Source organism: Klebsiella sp. HMSC16C06 (assembly GCF_001808325.1).
GTDB lineage: Bacteria > Pseudomonadota > Gammaproteobacteria > Enterobacterales > Enterobacteriaceae > Klebsiella > Klebsiella variicola.
Map to the genome: position 1 here is coordinate 313661 of NZ_KV793012.1, position 18798 is coordinate 332458.

Below are 18798 nucleotides of genomic sequence, written 5' to 3' on the forward strand. Positions count from 1 at the left end.
TTCCTTAAGGAGTGCTTTGATGCCAACTCATACCCGTATTCGCATGTTTAACACCAAAGAGACCTACCCGAACCAGGCGCTGAACAACGATCTGTGCCAGGCGGTGCGGGCCGGCAATACCGTCTACGTTCGCGGCCAGGTTGGCACCGATTTCGCCGGCAATCTGATTGGCCTCGGCGACCCGCGGGCGCAGGCGGAGCAGGCGATGAAGAATGTTGAACAGTTGCTGAAAGAGGCGGGAAGCGACCTCTCGCATATCGTCAAGACCACCACTTATCTGATCGATCCCCGCTATCGCGAGCCGGTCTATCAGGAGGTGGGCAAATGGTTAAAAGGCGTCTTTCCCATCTCCACCGGGGTGGTGGTGTCGGCCCTCGCGCAGCCGCAGTGGCTGATGGAGATTGACGTTACGGCGGTGATCCCTGACGACTGGCAGGGGGAGGCAGCAGAATGACTCTCTCTATTAGCGCCCGCTGCCCGGAATCAGGTCAGCTGGGCATTGCCATTAGTTCGTCGAGCATGGCCGTGGGATCGCGCTGTCCGTGGCTATTGCCCGGCGTCGGCGCAGTCGCCAGTCAGAACATAACCTTACCGTCGCTGGGGCCGCATATTCTTGGTGCGCTTGAGGCGGGGGCCTCCGTTGAGCAGGCTCTGAACCTGGCCCTGGCGGAGGACCGCTTCCGCGAATATCGCCAGGTCGCGGCGATTGATGCCAACGGTGAAGTGGCGGCGTTCAGCGGAGAACATACTCTCGGGATCGGTGGCACCCTGGCGGGAGATAACTGCGTGGCGGCGGGCAACATGCTGGCCAGTCACGAGGTGATCGCCGCGATGGTGGCCGCCTTCGAGACGGCGAGCGGTGAACTGGCCAGCCGGCTGCTGGCCGGGCTGCGCGCGGGGATTGCCGCCGGGGGCGAGGCCGGCCCGGTCCACTCGGCGGCGGTGAAGGTGGTGGACGATTACCCGTGGCCGGTGGTCGATCTGCGTATTGACTGGGCGGAGACGGATCCGCTGGCGGCCCTTGAGCAACTGTGGCTGGCCTGGGAGCCGCAAATGGACGCCTATATTACCCGGGCGCTCGACCCTCGCGATGCGCCCGCCTATGGCGTCCCCGGCGATGAATAACATCCTCGCCGCGCTGCTGGCTTTTGACACCACCAGCCGCCATTCGAACCTGGCGATGATCGACTGGATCGCCGATTTTCTCGCTGCCCGCGGCGTGGCGTCCCGCCGCTTTTATGACCCGTCGGGCGGTAAGGCCAATCTCTACGCCCGGCTGGGGCCGTCCGGCGGCGGTGGGGTGATGCTCTCGGGCCACACCGACGTGGTCCCGGTGGACGGCCAGGCCTGGAGCGTTCCGCCTTTCAGCCTGACCGAGCGCGATGGCCGCTACTATGGCCGCGGCAGCGCCGATATGAAGGGGTTTCTCGCCTGCGTGCTGGCGGCAGTGGATGACTTTCTGGCGGCGCCGCTGCGCATGCCACTGCATCTGGCCTTCTCCTATGACGAAGAGGTCGGCTGTCTCGGCGTGCGCAGCCTGGTGGATTTTCTGCAGGCCTCGCCGGAGAAACCGGCGCTGTGCCTCATCGGCGAGCCAACGGAGATGCAGCCGGTGTTCGGTCATAAAGGCAAACTGGCCATGCGCTGCTGCATCGAGGGGCAGGCCTGCCATTCGGCCTATGCCCCGCAGGGGGTGAACGCCATCCGCTACGCGGCGAGACTGATCAACCACCTGGATCGGCTGGGCGTGCGTCTGGCCCGGCAGCAGGACAGCCGCTTTTCGCCGCCCTTCAGCACGCTGCAGGTGGGCACCATTCAGGGTGGGGCCGCGCTGAATATTGTTCCGCAGTCCTGCCGCTTTGATTTTGAGATCCGCTACCTGCCGGGGATGCGTCCCGAAGCGGTCACCGAGGCGCTGGCGGCCTACGCCCGCCGCCAGCTGCTGCCGGAGATGCGCCGGGTAGGCAGCGGGAGCGACATCCAGTTCCAGCTGTTAAGCCACTATCCGCCGCTGCTCAGCGATCCGCAGTCCGACTTCGCCCGCTGGCTGTCACAGTGGTGCGGCAGTGATCGCTTCTCCACCGTGGCGTTCGGCACCGAAGGAGGGCTGTTCGATGAGATGGGCGTCGCGACCCTGGTCTGCGGACCGGGCAGCATGGCCCAGGGCCATAAGGCCGATGAGTACATCAGCATCGCGCAGACCGAGCGCTGTATGACGATGCTGAGACAGCTTTGCGCGTGGATGCGTGCCGAACCGGCGGAACCGCTCACCTGATCCCTCAACACAGGAACCCAAGCGATGCACAATCAACACTCTCCCCACATCGATCAAGCGACCATCGACCGCTGGCAGGCGGATGGCGCGGTGTTATTAAAAGGCGTCTTTACCCCCTGGGTCGATCGCCTCGCCGAGGGGGTCACGGCGCTGATGGCCAGCCCCAGCGAGTATGGTCATGCGCGCACGGTGATCCCCAAAGATGGTTCGCCGCCTTTTTTTCAGGACTACTGCAACTGGTCGCGGATCCCGGCGTTTAGCGAGTTTGTCTTTCAGTCAGCGGCCGCCGAGATCGCGGCGGCGCTGATGCAGTCGCAGACGGCGAAATTTTTCCATGAACATACGCTGGTCAAACCGGCCGGAGGCAGCACGGTGACTCCCTGGCATCATGACCAGCCTTACTATTGCGTCTCCGGCAGGCAGAACGTCAGCTTCTGGATCCCGCTGGACCCGGTGGCGGAGGCCACCTCGCTGCGTTGCATTCGCGGGTCGCATCGCTGGGAGGAGGAGTTCAGTCCTACCCGTTTCAATGGCACTAAGCTTTACGAGCACACCCGGTTCAGCACCCTGCCGGATATCGACGCCCATGAGGACGAATACGATATCGTCAGCTGGGCGCTGGAGCCGGGGGATGCGGTGGCCTTCCATTTCCGCACCGTCCATGGCGCCCGCGGCAACCCCGGCGCGCGGGCGCGACGGGTCTTCTCCGCCCGCTGGGTGGGGGATGACGCCGCGTTTGCCGATCGCGGCGGCGTGACGTCGCCACCGTTCCCCGAGCTGACCCTGCGGGACGGCGACCCGCTGGATTCCCCGCTGTTCCCCCTGGTTTGGCCGCGGGCGTGAGCCACTGGCGGCGGGATCTGCTATGATCCCGCCTTTCGCTGTCTGGAGCCTGTCGATGTTCAACGACGCCATTGTTTATGATCGCTACGGGCCGCCGGCCGCTGTGCTGACCCTGAAACGCCTGCCGCTGGCGCCGCTGGCGGGCGGACGGGTGCGGGTCAGGATGCGCTATGCCCCGGTGAATCCCTCGGATTTGATCCCCGTGACCGGCGCCTATCGCCACCGCACCCGACTGCCGGCCGTCGCTGGCTATGAAGGCCTTGGCGAGGTGGTCGCCGCGCCATACGGCAGCCGGCTGTCCGCGGGACAGCGGGTACTGCCTCTGCGCGGAGGCGGCACCTGGCAGCGGTTTATCGATCTGGATGAGACCTGGCTGGTGCCGGTGCCGCCAGCGGTTGACGATCTGCTGGCCGCCCGCGGGTATATCAATCCGCTGACGGCTATGCTGATGCTCAAGCGCTGGCCGGTTGCCGGAAAACACCTTGTGCTGACCGCGGCATCGTCCTCCTGCGCCAGTCTGCTGGGACAGTGGGCGCTGGCGATGGGCGCCCGCTCGGTGAGCGGGATTATTCGCTCGCCGCAGCACCGGGCGCGCCTGGAACAGGCCGGGATCTATCCGATCCTCGATACCGACCGGGCGCTGATGGAGAAGGTCAGCCAGCACAGCGATCTGGTGTTTGACGCGGTGGGCGGCGAACTGGCGAATACGCTGCTGTCGGTGCTGCCCGCATCGTCGATCCTGATCTCCTATGGGCTGTTATCCGGGCAGCCGCTGACCCAGACGCGCGGTAGCGCGACGGTGCGCAAGTTTCATCTGCGGGAGGCGTTGCCGACACTCAGCGTGGCGGCGTGGCGGGCGGCGTTTGACGAGATTTGGCTGCGCTTGCCAACGACCACCCAGCCGCCGGCCCAGCGCATAGCGTTGAACGACTGGCGGGAGGCAATTGCCGCCGCCGACCAGCCGGGAAGAGGCGGTAAAATCCTGCTCGATTTCACCGCGGGCTAAGATTACTTTTTCTTCTCGCCAAGGGTTGGGGTTTCGTCAAAGAAGTTCCACGGCTTCAGCAGGGCGTGCGCCCACTCGGTCGGCATGATCGGCCACTCTTCGGCGCGCGCCACGTGAGTGGTGCCGGTGGTGATCCACACGACGTCATCGTGGTTAGTCAGCGACTCATCATCCTTTGCGTACTGCCCTAAGCCGGTATCCTGGGCGGAACGGTTCGGGTATTTCCCTTCCGGATAACGCTCTGTCGGGTGGTAGCGCGTCACCCACAGCTGTTTATCCATAAAGCTCAGGCGATGGTAGATCCACTCGTCCGGGGCGAACTTCGCGCCGGTCGCCGCCGGGTGCGTACCGCCGGCATACGGGATGATCTGATAAGAGACCGGGTTACCCATGCGGTTCTCTTTGCTGGTGTTGCTCAGCAGGCGAATGGTTCCCGGGTCGAATTTCTGCGCCGCTTTCTGCTCGCTGTCAATGGTGTACTGATTCACCTGCATGGTACTGGTGCGCGGGCCACCGGCGGTGTTGGGCTTCACTTCAGGATCCATCGCCACCAGGGTGTTGTTTTCGCCGTCCACGTCGAGGTCGAGGCGGAAGTTATAGATGTGCTGATGGGTGGTGCCGACAATATTATGGTCGATCAGCGTCCCGTAGCGGGTATCCTCTTTGGCGCTGGGGTCATGCATGGTCTTCGCCATCACGCCTTTAACGGCTTCAATGCCGGTGGCGCCGGCGTCGATACCGATGGTGCCGTTGTCGTGGAACACCCAGTCAAAGATATAATCATAGTTCCCGACGGTACTGATCCAGCGTACCACCAGTTCCCGGCGTTCGGTGCTGACGTTGGGTTTGCCCATTTCCAGGTGCTTATACTCAGGCCCGGCATAGCGTTCGAATATGGCGACCGCGCCTGGAATCGTGGTCGGTTTGCCGGTGTAATCGGCGATGGTTTCATCCAGCAGCACCGCATTCGATGGCGCATCCTTGCCGCGGACAATCGGCGAGGTCAGGGTGCCCATGCCGTAATCGCCGGAGTCGAGGTAGGCTTTGAAATACCAGCCGACGTCCGGGTCGCCGTAGGGGACGATCATCCCGCCGAGGGAACCTTCATACATCACCTGGCGTTTTGTGCCGTTATCGTTGTAGGTCACCGTCGAGAGGATTGGCCCGACGCGCGAGTTCAGGCGCAGGTGGAAATCCCAGTTTTGCCAGTGAATGGTATCCCCGGTGATTGTGTAGTTTTTGCCTTCCGGTTCGGTTATCTCCAGAGGTTTCACCGCCGGGGCGTTGCGGTCGCGGCCATCATACGGACGTGGCTCCATCGGTACCGGGATCACCGGGCCTTCCTCAATTTTGATAATTTTCTTCGCTTCAAGGTCGACCACCGCCACCAGGTTTTCAATCGGGTGCGCCCAGTAGTTGCCGTCGCCGGTATCGAGATAACTGACCACCTTCAGCAGACGCGCATCCTGTTGCAGGCCATCTTTGCCATCAAAATAGCCAACGGTGAGCGGGGTGGTGACCACTTTGCCTGGATCGGTAATACCGTGCTTTTTCAGCACCTCAGCGAATTCGCTGCTGGCGTTGATGATGTTCTGCACGCTGACAAAATCATCGAGCAGTACCATCCCGTGGGCGCCTTTAACTGGCGTCCATGAGAGAATTTTTTTGTTTTGCAGATCGACGACGGCTTCAATGACATGTTTACCATCCAGCATCACCACATCGGCGGTGCGCGGTGAATCGACCGGCGTACCCTGCAGGGCAAAGGCCCACACCGCCGCTTTATCCGGCTCGTGCAGGGAAATTTCGGTAAAGCGGGTATTGGGCTGGAATTCCGGCGCGGCTTTAACAATGGTCACCGCTTCACTGATTTCCGCCGCCGAGAGCGAGTTTAACGGGTGAGGGCGCTTTTCCACCTGGAAGGTCTGATCGAGACCGGACTGGAACACATCGTTGATAAAGGTATCGGAGACCCAGGCTTTTCCTTCCTTCATCACCACCGGCACCTGCAGGTCAAGGGTTTTACCGTTGACGATCGCGGTTTTGGCGCCGGGCTTCACTTTGACGTAAGCGCCGTCTTTTATCAGGGTAAACATTTGCGCGTAGTCATCCCACTGCACATCGGCGCCGAACGCCTGCAGCGTTTTATCCAGCGGTACCATGTGGGCTTCGCTGCCGTGGGCGAAGACCGGTGATTGCCAGGCGCAAACCACCGCGACGGCCAGCGCCAGCGCGGTTTTACGAGGAGAAAATTTCAAGCCGTTTGCCATTGTGACCTCATCTTATTGTTGTGTTGTCTCTTGCCGCTGCGAATGTCGGCTTTGTCACCCTTAAGCTACCAGCCAGCGGCGCCGGGGCGTTTGTTTGCTTTTGCCAGCTTGTTTGTCAGTTTTGCCAGACGGGCGTAAAAAATGCCTCCGCAGAGGCATTGAGAACGTGCGCTGATTTTTTTGCCGGGTGGCGGCTGACGCCTTACCCGGCCTACCCAACCGGGTCTGACTGTCTGTAGGCCCGCGCAAGCGCAGCGCCGCCGGGCAAGATACCAGGCACGGTACCCGTGATGTCGCCGGGTGGCGGCTGGCCGCCCCCTGTGCGCTCCCTGCGCCATGAGTGACATAACGCAGACGATTAACCGGGAGCGCAATGTGCGCTGAAGCCACAGATAACATAAAGGACTTCCCGGGGCGAAACCGTTGCAAACCGATTGCAGGATCAATGGCTCAAGGATCGGCCAACAGAGCGCCAGCGGCTTATTTTCTGCCATCACGCCGGAAAATCCCCTTGCTGGCGCGCCACCAGGGTCAGAATGGAATACAGCGCCACCGCCTGCTGGTGCTGGTTGAAAATCTCCACCGCCCATTCCACCACGCCGGTGGCTTTCTCATCGGCGCTACGCTGACGCTTAACGGTTTTACGCTTACAGGTCAGGCGAACCTGAATGGTGTCTCCCGGTTTGACCGGCTCAATAAAGCGCAGGTTTTCCATCCCGTAGTTGGCGATAACCGGCCCGACGCCGGCATCGACGAACAGCCCGGCCGCAGCGGAGATCAGGAAATAACCGTGGACCACCCGCTCGCCGAAAATCGACTCAGCGGCGGCGATTTTGTCCATATGCGCATAGAAATGGTCGCCGCTCAGGCAGGCGAAGTTAACGATATCCGCTTCGGTCAGGGTTCTGCGCGGGGTTAATAAGCTATCGCCAGGCTGGATCTCTTCGAAGTATTTACGGAACGGGTGAATGCGGTCTTCGCTAACCTGCGCGCCACGCACCCACTGCTGGCTGATGGTCGCCAGCATCGTTGGGCTGCCCTGGACCGCGGTACGCTGCATATAGTGTTTCACCGAGCGCAGCCCGCCAAGCTCTTCTCCGCCGCCAGCGCGGCCGGGGCCGCCGTGTACCAGCTGCGGCAGCGGCGAGCCGTGGCCGGTCGACTCTGCCGAGGACTCCTCGTTAAGGAGCTGAATACGACCATGCGCGCGCGCGGCGCCAAGGATAAACTCGCGCGCCAGCTCGCCGCTGGCGGTGACCAGCGTACCGGCCAGGCTACCGCCGCCGGCTCGCGCCAGCGTCAGCGCATGCTGGCGGTCGCGATACGGCATCAGCGTCGCTACCGGGCCAAAGGCTTCAATGGCGTGGACTGCCGGCGTTTCATCCGGCTGCGGGCAGTACAGCAGGGTCGGCGGGAAGAATGCGCCGTCAGCATTAAGATCTGCCTGTCCGCCAAGCAGCGCTTCGCAGCCGGCGGCGATCAGTTTATTGACGTTATTCTGCACGTCCTGACGCTGCTCGGTGTTGACCAGCGCCCCCATCTTTATGCCTTCCTGCGCCGGGTCGCCGACGGTGATTTTTTGCAACCGGGCGATCAGCGCTTCACGTACCGCATCGATTTGTGCGTGCGGCACGATGATACGACGGATAGCGGTACATTTTTGCCCGGCTTTCGCCGTCATCTCGCGGACCACTTCCCGAATAAGCAGCGCGAATTCCGGTTGCTCTGGCGTGACGTCTTCACCTAATACGCAGCAGTTGAGCGAATCCGCTTCCATCGTAAAGGGAATCGATTTGGCCACCAGGTTAGGGTGCGTCCGTAGCTGCTGGCCGGTGGCGGCTGAGCCGGTAAAGGTCACCACGTCCTGGCTATCGAGATGGTCGAGAAGATCGCCCGCGCCGCCGCAAATCAGGCTGATGGCGCCTTCCGGCACCAGGCCGCTGTCGACAATCGCTTTCACCATCGCCTGGGTAAGCTGGGCGGTAGCGGTGGCCGGTTTAATGATCGCCGGCATGCCGGCAAGCCAGGTCGGCGCCAGTTTTTCCAGCATTCCCCAACAGGGGAAGTTGAAGGCGTTGATATGGACGGCGACGCCTGATTTCGAGGTCAGCACGTGACGCGCGGCAAAACCCCCTTGTTTGGAGAGCGGGATCAGCTCGTCCTCCGGCCACAGGATATCGTCCGGCAATTCGCGACTACCGAGCCCGGCATAGGTGAAAAGGGTGCCGATGCCGCCTTCAATATCCACCCAGCTATCGGCGCGGGTCGCGCCGGTTTGCGCGGAGATGGCGTAGAACTCGTCTTTCTGCTCCAGCAGCCGTTTTGCTACCGCTTTTAACATCGCGCTGCGTTCAATAAAGGTCATGGCTTGCAAAGCTTTACCGCCGCGCTCAATCGCGAAGCGGCGCGCCTGCGCCATATCCAGGCCTTCACTGGTCACCTCCCACAGCGCCGCCCCGGTGATGGCGTGATGGATAGTACGGGCGCGGCCCCGGCCGGTCTGCCAGGCGCCGGATAAGTAACTGGCTAACTGCTGCATCGCAAATCTCCAAATGTGTTACGTGTGATATCTATAAATAGTTCTTTTATGAATCATAAAAATCAAGCCTGTATTTAATAATTTATTAACATTGTGATCGGCGGTCGATGGGGTGTTGCGTTTATGCTACTGATTTATCGGCTGTTTACAAAAGGTTTTGCGGTTAGCATCACAAAAAGAACAAACAAAATTTGTGGTTTTATTTAACCAATATGTAACCTTCAATAAACAAAGTGATTCACATAAATGTTTTATTTGTGAATATAGGAATCATAAAGGTGATGACGTGACAGAAGAACAACGCTTTGACCAGCGCATCGCGCAGGAAACGGCCATCGAACCGCAGGACTGGATGCCGGATGCCTACCGTAAGACCTTGATTCGGCAGATAGGCCAGCACGCGCACTCGGAAATCGTCGGCATGCTGCCGGAAGGCAACTGGATCACCCGCGCGCCGACGCTGCGCCGCAAAGCGATCCTGCTGGCTAAGGTACAGGATGAGGCCGGGCATGGGCTTTATCTCTATAGCGCCGCGGAAACGCTCGGCTGCGCGCGGGAAGACCTGTATCAGAAAATGCTCGACGGGCAGATGAAATATTCCTCCATTTTTAACTACCCGACCCTGAGCTGGGCCGATATCGGCGTGATCGGCTGGCTGGTCGATGGCGCGGCCATCGTCAACCAGGTGGCGCTGTGCCGGACCTCCTATGGCCCCTATGCCCGGGCGATGGTCAAAATCTGCAAAGAAGAGAGCTTTCACCAGCGTCAGGGTTTTGAAGCCAGCATGGCGCTGGCGCAGGGCAATGATGCGCAGCGGCAGATGCTGCAGGACGCCATTAACCGCTTCTGGTGGCCGGCGCTGATGATGTTTGGCCCCAACGATGACAACTCGCCGAACAGCGCCCGCAGCATGGCGTGGAAAATCAAACTGCACTCCAACGACGAGCTACGTCAGCGCTTCGTCGATAACACCGTGCCGCAGGTAGAGATCCTCGGTATGACCGTCCCGGACCCGGATTTGCAGTTTGATGAAGCCAGCGGCCACTACCGCTTCGGCGAAATCGACTGGCAGGAATTTAACGAGGTGATTAGCGGCCGTGGGATTTGCAATCACGAGCGGCTGGCCGCCAAGCGTAAGGCCTGGGAAGAGGGCGAATGGGTGCGCGAGGCCGCGCTGGCCCATGCGCAAAAACAGCAGGCCCGCAGCGCGGCATGAGGAGAGACAACATGAGCAAAGTTTACTGGCCGTTATATGAAGTGTTCGTTCGCAGCAAACAGGGGTTATCCCATCGTCACGTCGGCAGTCTGCACGCCGCTGATGATCAAATGGCGCTGGAGAATGCCCGCGATGCCTATACCCGCCGCAGCGAAGGCTGCTCAATTTGGGTGGTGAAGGCCAGCGAAATCGTTGCTTCGCAGCCGGAAGAGCGCGGCGAATTCTTCGACCCGGCGGAAAGCAAAGTCTACCGTCATCCGACTTTCTATACCGTGCCGGATGGCATGGAACACATGTGAGGCGGCGATGAATAACCCTAACCCCGTAGCCACCTACGCCCTGCGGCTTGGCGACAATGGTCTGGTTCTGGCCCAGCGTTTAGGCGCCTGGTGCGGCCATGCTCCCGAGCTCGAGATCGATCTTGCGCTGGCCAACATCGGCCTCGACCTGCTCGGCCAGGCGCGCAATTTTTTAAGCTATGCCGCCGAGCTTAACGGCTGCGGCGACGAAGATACGCTGGCCTTTGGCCGCGATGAACGCCAGTACAGCAACCTGCTGCTGGTGGAGCAGCCAAACGGCAATTTTGCCGACACCATCGCCCGCCAGTTCTTTATCGATGTCTGGCACGTCGCCCTGTACAGCCGGCTGGTGAACAGCCGCGACACGCAGCTGGCGGCCATTGCCGCCAAAGGGCTGAAAGAGGTGCGTTACCACCAGCGCTTTAGCCGCGGCTGGCTGGAGCGTCTGGGTAACGGCACCGAGTTATCAAATCGCAAAATGCAGCAGGCGGTCGACAATCTGTGGCGCTTCACCGGCGAACTGTTCCTTGCCGATGAAGTGGATCTCAGCCTGGTTGAGCAGGGCATTGCGGTTGATCCGCGCGAGCTTCAGGCCGAATGGCAAAGCGCGGTACACACGGCGCTGCTCGACTCCGGCTTACAAATCCCGCAGGAAGCGGCCTTCCGCAGCGGCGGCAAACAGGGGCTGCACAGTGAACATCTCGGCCCGCTGCTGGCGGAGATGCAATATCTGCAGCGTTCGCATCCCGGACTGCAGTGGTAAGTGAGGTGACTATGCAACGTCTTGCCGACATCGCTCCTGCAGAGGTTCGCACCATCTGGGGATTATTAAGCGCAATCCCGGATCCGGAAGTGCCGGTACTCACCATCACCGACCTCGGTATGGTACGCAGCGTCGCGCGTCACGGCGACGGGTGGGTGATTGGCTTTACCCCGACCTATTCGGGCTGTCCGGCGACGGAGCATCTGCTGGGCGAGATCCGTACGGTCATGAGCGAGCATGGCTTTCTGCCGGTGCATATCGTCCTGCAGCTGGATCCGCCGTGGACCACCGACTGGATGAGTCAGGAGGCCCGCGAGCGCCTGCGCCAGTACGGAATCAGCCCGCCCCAGGGGCACGCCTGCCATGCGGACATGCCCGCTGAGGTGAGCTGTCCGCGCTGCGGCAGCACCCATACCTCGCTGATTAGCGAATTCGGTTCCACGGCCTGCAAAGCGCTCTATCGCTGCGACAGCTGCCGCGAACCTTTTGATTACTTTAAATGTATTTGAGGTTGCCATGACGACGTTCCATTCGCTTAAGGTGGCGAGAGTCGAGCCGGAAACCCGCGATGCGGTGACCATCACTTTTGCGATCCCGCAAGCCCTGCAGGCGGAATACTGTTTTCGCCCGGGCCAGCATCTGACGCTAAAAGCCCGTCTGGGCGGCGAAGAACTGCGCCGCTGTTACTCCATTTGTCGCAGCCGCACGCCAGGCGAAATTAGCGTCGCGGTCAAAGCTATCGACGGCGGGCGCTTTTCGCGCTACGCCCAGCACGATATCCAGCAGGGTATGGAGCTGGAGGTGATGGTGCCGCAGGGGCATTTCGGTTATCAACCGCAGGCTGAACGGCAGGGTGAATATCTGGCGATTGCCGCCGGTTCCGGGATCACGCCGATGATGGCGATCATGAGCGCGACGCTGGCGACCGAGCCGCAAAGCCGCTTCACGCTGATCTACGGCAACCGCAGCAGCCATAGCATGATGTTCCGCCAGGCGCTGGCCGATTTAAAAGACCGCTATCCGCAGCGCCTGCAGGTGATACACCTGTTTAGCCAGGAGTCGATGGACAGCGATCTGCTACAGGGGCGCATTGACGGCGACAAACTGCGCCAGCTCGCTGACCATCTGCTGGATTTTAGCCGTTTCGACGAGGCTTTTATCTGCGGTCCGGCGGCGATGATGGATGTGGCGGAAGCGGCGTTACGTGAACTTGGCGTAGCGGAGAAATCGATTCATCTCGAACGCTTTAATACACCAGGCGGCAATGTGAAGCGGGCCGCCGGCGTGCAGGCGGAAGGGCGCACGGTGACCATCCGCCAGGACGGGCGCGATCGGCTTATCGCCCTCAGCGCCGAAGACGACAGCATCCTGGATGCCGCATTGCGTCAGGGCGCCGATCTGCCGTTCGCCTGTAAGGGCGGGGTATGCGCCACCTGTAAATGCAAAGTGCTACGCGGTGAAGTGGCGATGGCCGCCAATTACAGCCTGGAAGCAGATGAGCTGGCGGCGGGATATGTCCTGAGCTGCCAGTCGTTGCCGACCAGCGGCGATGTGGTGGTCGACTTTGACGCGCGGGGGATGGCATGAGTGACCTGCTGATCCACCGTCATGGCCGGGTGCTTCAGTTGACGCTAAACCGCCCGCAGGCCCGCAACGCGCTGAACAATGCCCTCTTAACCCAGATTGCCGAGGCGCTGGAGGTTGCGGCAGTTGATGACAGCGTCGGCGTCTGCGTTATCAGCGGCAACCCGCGTTTTTTTGCCGCCGGGGCCGACCTCAATGAGATGGCGGAGAAAGATCTGCCTGCCACCCTGGATGATATTCGCCCACGGTTGTGGGCGCGAATTGATGCTTTCACTAAACCGCTCATCGCTTCGGTCAACGGCTACGCGCTTGGCGCCGGCTGCGAGCTGGCCCTGCTGTGTGACCTGATTGTCGCCGGCGACAACGCCCGTTTTGGCCTGCCGGAAATTACCCTCGGCATTATGCCGGGCGCGGGCGGCACCCAGCGGCTGATCCGCAGCGTAGGCAAGGCGCTGGCCAGCCGAATGGTGCTGAGCGGCGAGAGTATTGACGCCCGCCAGGCGCAGCAGGCCGGGCTGGTTAGTGATATCCATCCGGCGGCGTTAACCGATGAGTATGCCCTGAAACTGGCAACCACCATTGCCCGCCACTCGCCGCTGGCGCTCCGGGCGGCAAAACAGTCGCTGCGCCTGTCGCAGGAAGTCAGCCTGCAGGCCGGTCTGCAACAGGAGCGCCAGCTGTTTAGCCTGCTGAGCGCCACCGAGGACCGCCGCGAAGGCATCGACGCCTTCTTACAAAAACGTACACCGGACTTTAAAGGACGCTAATCGTGGAAGCTTTCATTCTCAGCGCAGTGGAACAGGGCGTCATGACCATTACCCTCAATCGCCCGGACCGTCTCAACAGTTTTAACGATCTGATGCATCACCAGCTGGCGGAATGTCTGAAGCAGGCCGAGCGCGATGATGGCGTGCGCTGCCTGCTGATCACCGGCGCCGGTCGCGGCTTTTGCGCAGGCCAGGATTTGAACGATCGCAATGTCGACCCCAGCGGCCCACCGCCGGATCTCGGCCTGTCGGTAGAACGCTTTTACAACCCGTTAGTGCGCCGTCTGGCGGCGCTGCCGAAGCCGGTTATCTGCGCGGTCAACGGCGTTGCCGCCGGCGCTGGCGCCACCCTGGCGCTGGGCTGCGATATCGTGCTGGCCGCGCGTTCGGCCAAATTTGTGATGGCGTTCAGCAAGCTCGGCCTGGTGCCGGACTGCGGCGGTAGCTGGTTCCTGCCGCGGGTGGCCGGCCGCGCGCGCGCGATGGGGCTGGCGCTGCTGGGCGATAGCCTCAGCGCGGAACAGGCCGCGCAGTGGGGAATGATCTGGCAGCTGGTGGACGACTCAGAACTGGCGGATACCAGTCTGCAGCTGGCGCGCCATCTGGCGGCGCAGCCGACGTTTGGTCTTGGGCTGATTAAAAAGGCGCTGCTGGCTTCTGAAACCAACAGTCTCGATGCGCAGCTGGATCTGGAGCGCGATTATCAGCGCCTGGCCGGACGCAGCGATGATTACCGCGAAGGGGTCAGCGCGTTTCTGGCCAAACGGCCACCACAGTTCAGCGGGAAATAGATGATGACGACATCCTTAGCCAACGTGGCGGTGATCGGCAGCGGCACCATGGGGGCCGGTATTGCCGAAGTAGCCGCTGCCGCCGGACATCCGGTGCTGATTTACGACATCGATCATCAGGCCATTGCCCGGGCGATCGACGGCATTGCCAGGCGTCTGGCGTGGCGGGTCGAGCGCGGCAAGCTGGCGTCAGAGCAGGCCGACGCGCTGCTGGCGCGCCTGCATCCGGCTCACGATTTAGCCGCGCTTGCCGGCGCGGATTTAGTGATTGAAGCGGCCTCTGAACGGCTGGAGGTCAAAACGGCGCTGTTCGCGCAGCTGGCGGAGATCTGCGCGCCGTCAACGTTGTTGACCAGTAACACTTCGTCTATTTCGATTACCGCCATCGCCGCCGGGGTCAAAAACCCGGAGCGGGTGGCCGGGCTGCACTTTTTTAATCCGGCGCCGGTGATGAAGCTGGTCGAGGTGGTCAGCGGCCTGGAGACGTCTGCTGAGGTGGTAGAGCAGCTGTGCCAGTGCGTAAGCGGCTGGGGGAAACAGCCGGTACGCTGCCGCTCAACGCCCGGTTTTATTGTTAACCGCGTAGCGCGTCCATTCTACGCTGAGGCCTGGCGCGCGCTGGAAGAGCAGGTTGCCGCCCCGGAGGTTATCGATGCCGCTTTGCGTGACGGCGGCGGTTTTCCGATGGGACCCCTGGCGCTGACTGATCTGATTGGCCAGGACGTCAATTTCGCCGTGACCTGTTCGGTGTTTAACGCCTTCTGGCAGGACCGCCGCTACCTGCCATCGCTCCTCCAGCAAGAGCTGGCGCTGGCCGGGCGGCTGGGTAAAAAGAGCGGTTACGGCGTCTATCGCTGGCCCGCTGAGACACTGCCGGACGCGGCGTTGCCGCCGGTTGCCAATGGCGCTCAATCCGTGATGACGATAGGTGACAGTGTCACTGAGCTGGACGAACTGCTGTTGCTGGAGACCGAAGGTGAGACCGCGCTGGCGCTAAGCGTTAAGCATCACCGCCCGGTGGTGGTGTATGACCTGTGCGCCAGCGATACGGTGGTGCTGGCCGCAGCGGCGACCAACGCGCCTGCGGCCACTGATAAGGCCGTGCATTACTTCCAACAGCAGGGCAAGAAAGTCCTGCATATTGCCGATTATCCCGGCCTGCTGGTGTGGCGCACGGTGGCGATGCTGATTAACGAAGCGCTGGATGCGCTGCAAAAAGGCGTCGCCAGCCCGCAGGATATCGATACCGCGATGCGCCTTGGCGTCAATTATCCGCACGGCCCGCTGGCATGGGGAGAACGCCTTGGCTGGCGACGGGTGCTGCAACTGCTGGAGAACCTGCAACACCATTATGGCGAGGAGCGCTATCGTCCCTGTTCCCTGTTGCGCCAGAAGGCGCTGATGGAGAAGCACCATGAGCAATGATGCGTGGCGCAACGCGCGCGTGATGTACGAAAAAGATACCTGCGCCAGAAAGATGGGGATCGAACTTATCGAAATGGACGATGGTTTTGCGCAGATGAGCATGACCGTCTCGGCGGACATGCTTAACGGCCATCAAACCTGTCACGGCGGTCAGCTATTTACGCTCGCCGATACCGCTTTCGCTTACGCCTGTAACAGCCAGGGGCTGGCGGCGGTGGCTTCGGCGGCAAATATTGATTTTCTTCGTCCGGCGTTTGCCGGCGACAGGCTGGTCGCCACCGCAAGAGTCAAACAGCAGGGCAAGCTGACCGGCGTCTACGACATCGAAATTGTTAATCAACAGCAAAAGATTGTGGCCCTGTTCCGCGGCAAATCGCACCGTACCGGCGGCACAATCACGGGAGAAGTGTAATGCGCGACGCCTTTATTTGTGACGGGATCCGCACGCCGATTGGCCGCTACGGCGGCGCGCTGGCCGGCGTCCGCGCCGACGACCTGGCGGCGATCCCGCTACGTGAGTTGCTGAGCCGTAACCCCGGGCTCGACCCGGCAGCAATTGATGATGTGATTTTCGGCTGTGCGAATCAGGCCGGTGAAGATAACCGCAACGTGGCGCACATGGCGACGCTGTTGGCCGGTTACCCGCATAGCGTGCCGGGCACCACGATTAACCGCCTGTGCGGATCGGGGCTGGATGCGATCGGCTTTGCCGCCAGGGCGATCAAAGCCGGCGAGGCCGATCTGTTGATTGCCGGCGGCGTGGAATCGATGTCTCGCGCGCCGTTCGTGATGGGAAAAGCCAGCGCGCCTTATCAGCGTCAGGCGGAACTCTTCGATACCACGATTGGCTGGCGTTTTGTGAACCCGCTCATGGCGCAACACTTCGGAACTGACAGCATGCCGGAAACGGCCGAGAATGTAGCTGAATTGTTAAATATCAGCCGGATCGATCAGGACGCTTTCGCCTGGCGCAGCCAGCAGCGTACGGCGCAGGCCCAGCGCGACGGCATTCTGGCGCAGGAGATCGTGCCGGTGCAGATCATCGGCAAGAAAGGGGCGGTCAGCGCGGTACGCGATGATGAGCATCCCCGCCCGGAAACCACGCTTGAGCAGCTGGCGAAACTGAAAGCGCCGTTCCGCCAGGGCGGCGTCATTACCGCGGGCAATGCTTCCGGCGTCAACGATGGCGCCGCGGCGCTGATCATCGCCAGCGAACAGCAGGCCGCTATCCAGGGGCTCACGCCGCGGGCGCGTATCGTGGCGATGGCGACGGCGGGTGTTGAACCGCGCCTGATGGGGCTGGGGCCGGTACCGGCGGTGCGTAAAGTGCTGGAGCGGGCCGGACTCAATATTAACGATATGGATCTGATTGAGCTGAATGAGGCCTTCGCCGCGCAGGCGCTGGGGGTGCTCAGACAGCTCGGCGTGCCGGATGATGCGGCGCATGTGAATCCCAACGGCGGCGCCATCGCGTTAGGCCATCCGCTGGGCATGAGCGGCGCGCGGTTAGCGCTGAGCGCCAGCCTTGAGCTGCAACGCCGGGGCGGGCGCTATGCGCTGTGTACGATGTGTATTGGCGTGGGTCAGGGCATTGCCATGATCCTCGAGCGAGTGTGAGCTAATTTACCTGCGAGTACCCTACAATGATAACTACTACAAAATTAGATCCGATTGAAACCGCATCGCGTGACGAACTGCAGGCCCTGCAAACCCAGCGCCTGAAATGGACGCTGAAGCATGCGTATGACAATGTGCCGATGTATCGCCGCAAATTCGACGCCGCCGGCGTGCACCCTGACGACTTTCGGGAATTAAACGATCTGCAAAAATTCCCCTGTACCACCAAACAAGATCTGCGCGACAACTATCCCTTCGATACCTTCGCGGTGCCGATGGAGCAGGTGGTGCGCATTCACGCCTCTTCCGGCACCACCGGCAAACCGACGGTGGTGGGATATACGCAAAACGATATTGATAACTGGGCCAATATCGTCGCTCGTTCGCTGCGCGCCGCCGGCGGCACGGCGAAAGATAAAATTCACGTCGCCTACGGCTACGGCTTGTTTACCGGCGGTCTTGGCGCGCACTACGGCGCGGAACGTTTAGGCGCGACGGTGATCCCGATGTCCGGCGGACAGACCGAAAAACAGGCGCAGCTGATCCGCGACTTCCAGCCGGATATGATCATGGTGACGCCGTCTTACTGTCTGAATCTGATTGAAGAGCTGGAGCGCCAGATGGGCGGTGACGCCCGCGGCTGCTCGTTACGCGTCGGCGTGTTTGGCGCCGAGCCGTGGACGCTGGCGATGCGCGCGGAGATCGAGCGCCGCCTGGGGATCACCGCCCTGGATATTTACGGTTTGTCGGAAGTCATGGGGCCGGGCGTAGCGATGGAATGTCTGGAAACCGTTGACGGCCCGACCATCTGGGAAGACCACTTCTTCCCGGAAATCGTCAACCCGGACGACGGTACGCCGCTGGAAGATGGCGAGCATGGCGAACTGCTGTTTACCACGTTGACCAAAGAAGCACTGCCGGTGATCCGCTATCGTACCCGCGATCTGACTCGCCTGCTGCCGGGAACCGCGCGGACCATGCGCCGCATGGATCGCATCAGTGGACGCAGCGACGATATGCTGATTATCCGCGGGGTTAACGTCTTCCCCTCGCAGTTGGAAGAGGAGATCCTCAAGTTTGAACACCTGGCGCCGCACTATCAGTTAGAGGTCAATCGCCGTGGTCATCTTGATTCGTTGGCGGTACGCGTTGAGCTGAAAGAGAGCGGGCTGGCGTTAAGTCATGAACAACGCTGCCAGATTTGTCATCAGTTGCGTCACCGTATTAAGTCGATGGTCGGGATCTCCACCGATATTACTATCGTCAACTGCGGCAGCATTCCTCGCTCTGAAGGGAAAGCCTGTCGGGTATTCGACCTGCGTAAAGCGGTGGTCAGCGGTTAATTCTCTCCCCGGTAGCCCGGCTGAGGCCTTTACGCCGTAAGCCGGGAATTTCCTGTGCTA

At 61.3% G+C, this 18798-nt stretch carries 18 protein-coding genes; 16 read left to right on the forward strand and 2 right to left on the reverse strand.

Going from position 1 to position 18798, the window contains the following annotated elements; genetic code table 11:
* The first annotated feature begins 19 nt into the window (after positions 1–19).
* From HMPREF3142_RS20355 to HMPREF3142_RS20375, 5 genes are read left to right on the forward strand one after another with little or no spacing between them, the layout of a single operon-like run.
* Complete coding sequence (locus HMPREF3142_RS20355) at positions 20–454, forward strand: RidA family protein (protein WP_004190423.1); 435 nt, start codon at positions 20–22, stop codon at positions 452–454.
* The gene (locus HMPREF3142_RS20360) at positions 451–1125 is read left to right on the forward strand and encodes a DUF1028 domain-containing protein (RefSeq protein ID WP_008805132.1); all 675 of its coding nucleotides are present in this window, start codon (positions 451–453) and stop codon (positions 1123–1125) included. The genes HMPREF3142_RS20355 and HMPREF3142_RS20360 overlap by 4 nt, the downstream gene beginning before the upstream one ends.
* Entirely contained in the window at positions 1103–2275 is a 1173-nt protein-coding gene (gene argE / locus HMPREF3142_RS20365) for an acetylornithine deacetylase (RefSeq protein ID WP_124038086.1), read from the forward strand. The genes HMPREF3142_RS20360 and argE overlap by 23 nt, the downstream gene beginning before the upstream one ends.
* Before the next feature lie 24 nt (positions 2276–2299).
* Positions 2300–3118, forward strand: coding sequence for a phytanoyl-CoA dioxygenase family protein (locus HMPREF3142_RS20370; protein ID WP_023322510.1), 819 nt, complete (start codon positions 2300–2302; stop codon positions 3116–3118).
* A 22-nt stretch (positions 3119–3140) separates the two neighbouring features.
* Positions 3141–4124 (forward strand): zinc-dependent alcohol dehydrogenase family protein, encoded by a 984-nt coding sequence (locus HMPREF3142_RS20375; RefSeq protein ID WP_162535955.1) that lies wholly within the window; start codon positions 3141–3143, stop codon positions 4122–4124.
* Positions 4125–4126: 2 nt separating this feature from the next.
* On the opposite strand, the gene tynA is transcribed toward HMPREF3142_RS20375, so the two are convergent.
* Entirely contained in the window at positions 4127–6394 is a 2268-nt protein-coding gene (gene tynA, locus HMPREF3142_RS20380) for a primary-amine oxidase (protein ID WP_064323454.1), read from the reverse strand.
* A 493-nt stretch (positions 6395–6887) separates the two neighbouring features.
* Positions 6888–8933, reverse strand: a complete 2046-nt coding sequence (gene paaZ / locus HMPREF3142_RS20385; protein WP_048267849.1) for a phenylacetic acid degradation bifunctional protein PaaZ — start codon at positions 8931–8933, stop codon at positions 6888–6890.
* Between the two features lie 286 nt (positions 8934–9219).
* Between paaZ and paaA the strand changes: the two genes are divergently transcribed.
* The 11 genes from paaA to paaK are packed head-to-tail and all read left to right on the forward strand — an operon-like array spanning position 9220 to position 18738.
* Positions 9220–10149, forward strand: coding sequence for a 1,2-phenylacetyl-CoA epoxidase subunit PaaA (gene paaA, locus HMPREF3142_RS20390; protein ID WP_070612502.1), 930 nt, complete (start codon positions 9220–9222; stop codon positions 10147–10149).
* An 11-nt stretch (positions 10150–10160) separates the two neighbouring features.
* A complete protein-coding gene (paaB, locus tag HMPREF3142_RS20395; protein ID WP_004224492.1) occupies positions 10161–10448 on the forward strand; it encodes a 1,2-phenylacetyl-CoA epoxidase subunit PaaB in 288 nt (95 codons plus the stop codon).
* Between the two features lie 7 nt (positions 10449–10455).
* Positions 10456–11211, forward strand: coding sequence for a 1,2-phenylacetyl-CoA epoxidase subunit PaaC (gene paaC / locus HMPREF3142_RS20400; RefSeq protein WP_023340056.1), 756 nt, complete (start codon positions 10456–10458; stop codon positions 11209–11211).
* An 11-nt stretch (positions 11212–11222) separates the two neighbouring features.
* Positions 11223–11720 (forward strand): 1,2-phenylacetyl-CoA epoxidase subunit PaaD, encoded by a 498-nt coding sequence (gene paaD / locus HMPREF3142_RS20405; RefSeq protein ID WP_042948403.1) that lies wholly within the window; start codon positions 11223–11225, stop codon positions 11718–11720.
* Between the two features lie 7 nt (positions 11721–11727).
* On the forward strand, positions 11728–12798 hold the full coding sequence (gene paaE / locus HMPREF3142_RS20410) for a 1,2-phenylacetyl-CoA epoxidase subunit PaaE (protein WP_070612504.1): 1071 nt from the start codon (positions 11728–11730) through the stop codon (positions 12796–12798).
* A complete protein-coding gene (paaF, locus tag HMPREF3142_RS20415) occupies positions 12795–13562 on the forward strand; it encodes a 2,3-dehydroadipyl-CoA hydratase PaaF (protein ID WP_016160909.1) in 768 nt (255 codons plus the stop codon). Before paaE ends, paaF begins: the two co-directional genes overlap by 4 nt.
* 2 nt (positions 13563–13564) lie before the next feature.
* Entirely contained in the window at positions 13565–14353 is a 789-nt protein-coding gene (paaG, locus tag HMPREF3142_RS20420) for a 2-(1,2-epoxy-1,2-dihydrophenyl)acetyl-CoA isomerase PaaG (RefSeq protein ID WP_023297510.1), read from the forward strand.
* Positions 14354–15778 carry a 3-hydroxyacyl-CoA dehydrogenase PaaH gene (paaH, locus tag HMPREF3142_RS20425; RefSeq protein WP_176747625.1) on the forward strand — a complete coding sequence of 475 codons (1425 nt, stop codon included), beginning with the start codon at positions 14354–14356 and terminating at the stop codon, positions 15776–15778.
* Positions 15768–16190, forward strand: coding sequence for a hydroxyphenylacetyl-CoA thioesterase PaaI (gene paaI / locus HMPREF3142_RS20430; protein WP_070612505.1), 423 nt, complete (start codon positions 15768–15770; stop codon positions 16188–16190). Before paaH ends, paaI begins: the two co-directional genes overlap by 11 nt.
* A complete protein-coding gene (gene pcaF / locus HMPREF3142_RS20435) occupies positions 16190–17395 on the forward strand; it encodes a 3-oxoadipyl-CoA thiolase (RefSeq protein ID WP_039103256.1) in 1206 nt (401 codons plus the stop codon). Before paaI ends, pcaF begins: the two co-directional genes overlap by 1 nt.
* Positions 17396–17421: 26 nt before the next feature.
* A complete protein-coding gene (gene paaK / locus HMPREF3142_RS20440) occupies positions 17422–18738 on the forward strand; it encodes a phenylacetate--CoA ligase PaaK (protein ID WP_008805116.1) in 1317 nt (438 codons plus the stop codon).
* Positions 18739–18798 lie beyond the last annotated feature (60 nt).

Coding starts and splice junctions, on each gene's coding strand:
- HMPREF3142_RS20355 (WP_004190423.1), top strand. CDS start 20: ATGCCAACTCATACCCGTATTCGCATGTTTAACACCAAAGAGACCTAC.
- HMPREF3142_RS20360 (WP_008805132.1), top strand. CDS start 451: ATGACTCTCTCTATTAGCGCCCGCTGCCCGGAATCAGGTCAGCTGGGC.
- argE (WP_124038086.1), top strand. CDS start 1,103: ATGGCGTCCCCGGCGATGAATAACATCCTCGCCGCGCTGCTGGCTTTT.
- HMPREF3142_RS20370 (WP_023322510.1), top strand. CDS start 2,300: ATGCACAATCAACACTCTCCCCACATCGATCAAGCGACCATCGACCGC.
- HMPREF3142_RS20375 (WP_162535955.1), top strand. CDS start 3,141: ATGATCCCGCCTTTCGCTGTCTGGAGCCTGTCGATGTTCAACGACGCC.
- tynA (WP_064323454.1), bottom strand. CDS start 6,394: ATGGCAAACGGCTTGAAATTTTCTCCTCGTAAAACCGCGCTGGCGCTG.
- paaZ (WP_048267849.1), bottom strand. CDS start 8,933: ATGCAGCAGTTAGCCAGTTACTTATCCGGCGCCTGGCAGACCGGCCGG.
- paaB (WP_004224492.1), top strand. CDS start 10,161: ATGAGCAAAGTTTACTGGCCGTTATATGAAGTGTTCGTTCGCAGCAAA.
- paaC (WP_023340056.1), top strand. CDS start 10,456: ATGAATAACCCTAACCCCGTAGCCACCTACGCCCTGCGGCTTGGCGAC.
- paaD (WP_042948403.1), top strand. CDS start 11,223: ATGCAACGTCTTGCCGACATCGCTCCTGCAGAGGTTCGCACCATCTGG.
- paaE (WP_070612504.1), top strand. CDS start 11,728: ATGACGACGTTCCATTCGCTTAAGGTGGCGAGAGTCGAGCCGGAAACC.
- paaF (WP_016160909.1), top strand. CDS start 12,795: ATGAGTGACCTGCTGATCCACCGTCATGGCCGGGTGCTTCAGTTGACG.
- paaH (WP_176747625.1), top strand. CDS start 14,354: ATGATGACGACATCCTTAGCCAACGTGGCGGTGATCGGCAGCGGCACC.
- paaI (WP_070612505.1), top strand. CDS start 15,768: ATGAGCAATGATGCGTGGCGCAACGCGCGCGTGATGTACGAAAAAGAT.
- pcaF (WP_039103256.1), top strand. CDS start 16,190: ATGCGCGACGCCTTTATTTGTGACGGGATCCGCACGCCGATTGGCCGC.
- paaK (WP_008805116.1), top strand. CDS start 17,422: ATGATAACTACTACAAAATTAGATCCGATTGAAACCGCATCGCGTGAC.